The 5738-nt window shown below is 57.7% G+C and carries 5 protein-coding genes and 1 other RNA gene; 3 read left to right on the forward strand and 3 right to left on the reverse strand.

Annotation, left to right across the window (positions count from 1 at the left end; genetic code table 11):
* Nucleotides 1–329: 329 nt before the first annotated feature.
* Both NW843_RS10845 and NW843_RS10850 read right to left on the reverse strand, forming a co-directional pair.
* On the reverse strand, nt 330–1844 hold the full coding sequence (locus tag NW843_RS10845) for a right-handed parallel beta-helix repeat-containing protein (RefSeq protein ID WP_414522942.1): 1515 nt from the start codon (nt 1842–1844) through the stop codon (nt 330–332).
* A 296-nt stretch (nt 1845–2140) separates the two neighbouring features.
* A complete protein-coding gene (locus tag NW843_RS10850; RefSeq protein ID WP_414418571.1) occupies nt 2141–2494 on the reverse strand; it encodes a hypothetical protein in 354 nt (117 codons plus the stop codon).
* Nucleotides 2495–2714: 220 nt separating this feature from the next.
* On the opposite strand from NW843_RS10850, the gene NW843_RS10855 reads away from it, so the two are divergent.
* From NW843_RS10855 to rnpB, 3 genes are all read left to right on the forward strand, one after another.
* Complete coding sequence (locus NW843_RS10855; protein ID WP_414522943.1) at nt 2715–3068, forward strand: rhodanese-like domain-containing protein; 354 nt, start codon at nt 2715–2717, stop codon at nt 3066–3068.
* A 21-nt stretch (nt 3069–3089) separates the two neighbouring features.
* Complete coding sequence (locus tag NW843_RS10860; protein WP_414522944.1) at nt 3090–4313, forward strand: C45 family autoproteolytic acyltransferase/hydolase; 1224 nt, start codon at nt 3090–3092, stop codon at nt 4311–4313.
* Between the two features lie 32 nt (nt 4314–4345).
* An RNA gene (gene rnpB, locus NW843_RS10865) (RNase P RNA component class A) lies at nt 4346–4775 on the forward strand.
* A 200-nt stretch (nt 4776–4975) separates the two neighbouring features.
* Here the strand turns inward: rnpB and NW843_RS10870 are convergent.
* The coding region (locus tag NW843_RS10870; protein ID WP_414522945.1) for a TetR/AcrR family transcriptional regulator at nt 4976–5738 on the reverse strand (763 nt) is incomplete at its 5' end.

Raw genomic sequence — 5738 nt, forward strand, 5'->3', positions numbered from 1 at the left:
ACATACTCCCGCACTCATGCTGACGCAAAGCGCTCCGCGCCGCTGTCCGCCACCCCTAGCCCCTTTCCCAGGGGATGTGACTGTTTGAACTTGTGGGACTGCCTTCCAGCATCGCCCGCTGCCGCAAGGTGATGGCCAGAAAAAGCGTCGAGGCCGCGAAGTTGGAGCTGTCCTTAGTGGGAAGGAGATGCCTGGGGCGCAGAAATAAGGTCTTCTGAACCCTGCGATCTGCAATCAAAGATCTGAGTATGAGTATAGGTGTGGTGTCCTAGTCTGAACCAAAATGGCCATACGTGGGCAGGGCAGATGGCTGCCAGCCTTGGCTAACTTCAGGGGAAGGAAAACGTAAACCTACCCGCCAAGCCAGGGGATGTGGCCAAGCCGCTAAAAGTCTGCGCGACGTTTCCGCTCTTGCGAACCGTTACGGTAAAGGGAATGGGAGCAGTTGATTGGGAGCAGCGCCGGAACAATCTCACCTCGATGAAGTATGGCCCTGAGGGCGGGGTGGAAGCCCAAAAGACATTCTCCACAGCATTTTGGGTTACGGCAACACAGTCGGCATTGGCATCCACATCCAGCCGTCCTCCAGAAGGGACAATTCGGTTGTTAAAAAACACGGTCTGCTGCGTGGGATCCGTAACATACAGGTCAAGGTCATCGATGGTGTTCCAACTCAAGGTAACTTGAATGGGGCCGGTGCCCAATACTGGAGGTGTGGGGGTGGGAGAGGGTGTCGGTGCAGGAGTTGGTGGTGGCCTCAGGGTAGGAGTTGGCGTGGGCGCAGGTTCCCCAGTGACCCTCTGAGCAAAGTTTCCTTGGAAAGTATTGCCAGCCAGGTAGGCTGCGACTACCGCATCTGGGGTGCCGGGGGCCGCCTGAATTGCCACTCCTACGCCCTCGCCCCGAGCTAGGAACGTATTCCCGGAAATGGTGCGGGCCTGGGTTCCCTGCAAAATACGAATGCCGACACTGCCGGCTATCCTGCCCACGCCGATCCGGTTGGATTGAATGGATGGAATTGAGCCTGCCCCATCCAGCTGAATCCCGGTAGTGCCACTCGTACCTGCTTGCCGCGCCTGCAGTACCAAGCCGGCTCCAGCCGTGGGTGGATCCCCTTCGATTTGGTTGTTGCGGAAGATCCCGCCGGAGTTGTCACCATAGCGAACGGCCAAAGCCCCCAAAGCCTGCAGGAGAATTGTGTTGTTTTCAAGGATGGGATTGCTGCCCGGCACAGTGCCTATGCCCACCCCACCCGTTTTACTGACAATCGGCGAGACACGGCTGACCCGGCCATTCCCAGAGATCTGCACACAGGGATCCAAAAATTGCTGGCACAAAATCTCGGCCAATTGGTTCAAGGCTCCCTCTAGAACCGCAGCATTGCCGTTGACCAAGATGTTGGAGCGAGGGTCGTTGAGGGTGACCTTGCGCGGCTGAAAAGTGCCGTTGTTCACCTGCACCCGTCCACCCCCCAGCACCACATCTACCCCCTGCAGGCTGGTTTGGCTGGCTACAATCACGTCAAAGAGCCCGGTCAGGATCTCATAGGCGGTGGAGCTGGTGATGCGAATGCGACCGCCGTTGGTGCCATCGCCGCCATCCAGGGCCAGGTTGCTTTGCAAAGTTTCCCTGCCCGTCCCCAAAATCTCGATCAGCACCTCCAGGCCGGCTGTGGCAGTCTGAAGTCGCTGCGCCTCTGCAACTGCGTCTGCCAGTTTGGTAAAGGGGCCACTGGCCGGATCCACTCTCAGGATGATGGGCCCGCCACCTGGCGGAGGAAGAGGTGGAGAACTGCCGCCGCCACCCCCACAGCCGAGGGCAACCCCCGCCAACAGAGGCAGCAAGGCTGAACAGATCCCCCAACCAGATTTGGATACTTGGCCAAGCATAGGTGGAAAGCCCCTTACAAGCGCTTAGCGGTTAAGGTTGTTACAGCAACAAACAAGAGCAACAAACAACTGCCACGGGGTCAAGGTACAGATGGCCAAGCTGGGATCCAATGCCCTCAGCAAAAGCATCCTCTAACGAATCCCCTCCTCAGTCAAGGCTTCGCAAGGGATCCGCAATCAATCGGCAACAAAAATCTCAAAAATCTAGCGCTCTCCAGGAACTTGGAGGGTTCCGGCGATAATGTTCTGCTTCACCGCTTCCACGGCGGCCACCAAATCCGCTGAGAGCAAGGCTTGGTTGTACTCATCCAGAGCATAGCCCACACCCTCGTTCTCCAGGCCAAAGGTTTGAATGCCGCCGACAAAGTTGCCTTAAAGTTGCCTTCCACCACGCTGCGAATCACTTCATAGGTGGCCATATCCACCCGCTTCAGCATCGAGGTGAGACCGTGGTTGAGGGTGGCAGGGTTGTTGTCGGTATCCCCCAGGTAGTTTTGGTTAGCATCCACACCGATAAAGAACAGCGGACGGGTATCTCCGCTGCAGATGCTGGCATAATCGGCGGGTTTGGGCACTTCCGCAAAGGGATCTCGAATGAAACTCACCCCGGCGGGCAGCCCTGTAGGATGCTGTTGGGCCAGAGCAGCCCAAAGAGCAGCGAGGTAACATCATCTCCAGCCGTATCCGTGTCGATCAAAAAGCGTTGCACAGCCATACACAGGCTAAGCCCAAATCAGGGTGACATCTTAACCTTTGCGGGCAGTCTCAGGGCAGCTGCTGAGCCGGTGTATCTTGAAAAGGGATCCCTGTAGACCAGAGTTGGCGATGTCCTTCTCCATCCGCTCCATTACACCGCAACAGATGGCCCAATACCTACAGGATCCCGAGGCCGGCCCTCTGCAATTGATCGATGTGCGGGAACCGGCAGAGCTGGAGCTGGTGAATTTAAATGCCCTGGGCTTTCGCAACTACCCCTTGAGCCAGTACGAGGAATGGAGGGAACGGATCCTCACAGAGCTGGATCCAGATCAGCCAACTTTTGTGCTCTGTCATCATGGCCTCCGCTCTGCTCAGATGAGCCGGTGGCTACAGGCCAACGGGTTCACTCAGGTTCATAACATCAGCGGCGGCATTCACGCTTGGGCTTGTGAGGTGGATCCCTCCCTGCCCACCTATTGAGGTCACGGGCAAACCAGCACCATGTTCCCCATTCTTCATCTGCAGGGGGATCCCCAACAACGAGGCCAACAGTATGGATCCCAGGCGGCCCAACTCATTCGCCACAGCATTGCTAGTTACGCCCGCCAATTTGCCTACCGCTGTGGTCTCACCTGGCAGCAGGCCCAGGCCCAAGCAGAGGGATCCCTGCCCTGGCTAGAGCGCCACGTGCCCCACCTGCTGGAAGAAATCCAAGGCATTGCCGCGGGGAGTGGCTTCCGTTTTGCCGAGATTCTGGCCCTCAATTTGCGCACCGAGATTTTATCCAGATCGGTTGTCGGTGGATCCCATCCCGACTGCGCCGCTGCTCTGGAACACAATCTCCAAAACGGGGTGCCCCAGCACCCAGCGGATCCTGCTCATGAATTCAAGGGGATTGATCTCATCGATCCAGCCCAAGCCAACCCAGATGGGGGAGAATGCACCACCCTGGCGGCCTTGCCCCAGGCTACCTCCACCCACCACACCTACTTGGCCCAAACCTGGGATTGGATCGGGGAGCAGCGCAGGGCCTGTGTGCTGTTGTGCGTTCGCTCCGATAACCACCCTGCCTACCTCACCCTGACCGAAGCTGGGATCCTGGCCAAAATCGGCCTCAACCGAGCAGGGTTGGCCGTGGCCCTCAACCTCTTGCGCTCTACCCTAGATGGGCAAACCGAGGGAATGCCGGTGCATTTGCTATTGCGCTTGTTGTTGGAGTGTGAGGAGTGGCAGCAAGCTGTGGAGAGGGTGAGATCCTATCCTTACACCGCCTCCTCTTGTGTCAGCGTTGCGGGTACCGCAGGACAGGCGGTAGGCCTACAGCCCGCTAGTGCAATCAGCTTTGAAATCAGTCCACGAGGAATTGGCCTGCATCTCCCTCAAGGAGGGATCCTCGCCCACACCAATCATTTCCTGGATCCGGCCTTGCGAGAAGATGAGCTGCCCCCCCATATAGGATCCTCCACAAGGCTAGAACGGGCCTATCATTTGCTTCGCCAGAGTGCTCAAACGGGAACCCTAGAGGCGGTCGCTCTTCAAAAAATCCTACAAGACCGGACGAATGCCCCCCACTGCATCTGCCGCCATCCGGATCCCCATCTGCCCGCCTGGGATCGCACCGAAAGCGTAGCGGCTGTGGTGATGGATCTGAACCAACAAATCCTGCATGTGGCCCCCAACATTCCCGATCACGTGGAGTTTGTACCGATTTCCGGGATTTTCTAGGTTTGGGAGATGCAGTAGGATCGAGCTGAAGAGAGAGGAGGGGCAGGCGATCGCGTCCTTGCTGTCGCCACCAGACAGCGGGATGAGGAAAGTCCGGGCTTTCAGAAGAACACACCGCTGGGGAAAGCCCAGTGCGGGTAACCGCGAGGATAGTGCCACAGAAACATACCGCCGATGGCTGGGATCCCAGCACAGGTAAGGGTGCAAAGGTGGGGTAAGAGCCCACCAGCAACGTCGTGAGGCGTTGGCTCGGTAAACCCCGGTGGAAAGCAAGGCCGCAGCCGCAGGATCATGGCTGTTCTTCGCCCCTGTTGGCTGCATCGAGATCACGGTACCCAAAGCGGGGAAGGGTGCTCTCGATGGTGGTGAGCCGCTAGAGGGTGATGGCAACATCACTCCCAGATGGATGATCGCCAGTGCAACTCTGCACTACAGAACCCGGCTTACAACCTCCTCTCTTTTCTACTTGCACATCTACCTGTTTGCACATCTATTTGCACACAGAGAGAGTTTGTTCCGAGCTCACGGGAGTTCTGCAGGTTGCCGGGATCCCTGTGGTCTGGGGCTATTTATTGGCCGTAGTCAGTGTGTCGTTGGGAGAAGCTGTATCGCATGCCCACCTAGGGCACTTGGAGAGCCTTGTCCAATTGTGGGTGGCTGCGCTACGGCGTAGGTTCTGTCATTCTGGTCACGCCTGCCATCCACAGCTCCACGCAGGCTTGCAGGAGGGAGGGTATCCTGTCGGGTTCAGCGCTTTCTTCTGATTGTTTATCTGCCGGTTTCTCCTCATTCTGCTCCTCGACAGAGGGCTCCGCCCCGTCGGCGTGAACGGTGGGCAACTCGGCGGTTACTGCCAGCATGGCTGCTCCCAAAATCATCACATGCAAAACCCCAACGGCTGCATTAAGGCGATCCGGCTCGACAGATTGCAACTCAGAGTTGGGAAATCGCCGCAAATACTCTGTCAGTTGTTCTTGGGCCTGAGAAAAACCCAGCCGCAAGGCGCGACGATGCTCCTCAGAATAAAGACCGGCCTCTCCCACCAGGGAGCGCACCAGCTCAGGATTGTCGGCCAAAGCCCGAAAACAGGTGTGGACGTAGCGCAGGAGAATGGCTTGTAACCCAGAGCCTTGAGAGGGGGCGGGATCCGCCTTCAGGGGCAGATCGGCTATGCCGGAAAAGACCCCCAGCTCCCCAAATACGGCCAGGAGTAACCCTTGCTTGGTGCCGAAGTGCCGAAACAGGGTGACCTCATTCACTCCGGCCAAATCCGCAATTTGACGGGTGGTGGTCTGGGTGATGCCCTGACGAACGAACAGCTCCCGAGCCGCATTCAGCAGCCTTTGCCGAGAAGAAGGACGTGCCATAGTGAGGAGAAAACGTAAACTACCCGACCCTGACTGCTTCGCAGTACAGGGCGGGCTT

Origin of the sequence: Synechococcus sp. R5-12, assembly GCF_047502655.1 — a bacterium.
GTDB lineage: Bacteria > Cyanobacteriota > Cyanobacteriia > Thermostichales > Thermostichaceae > Thermostichus.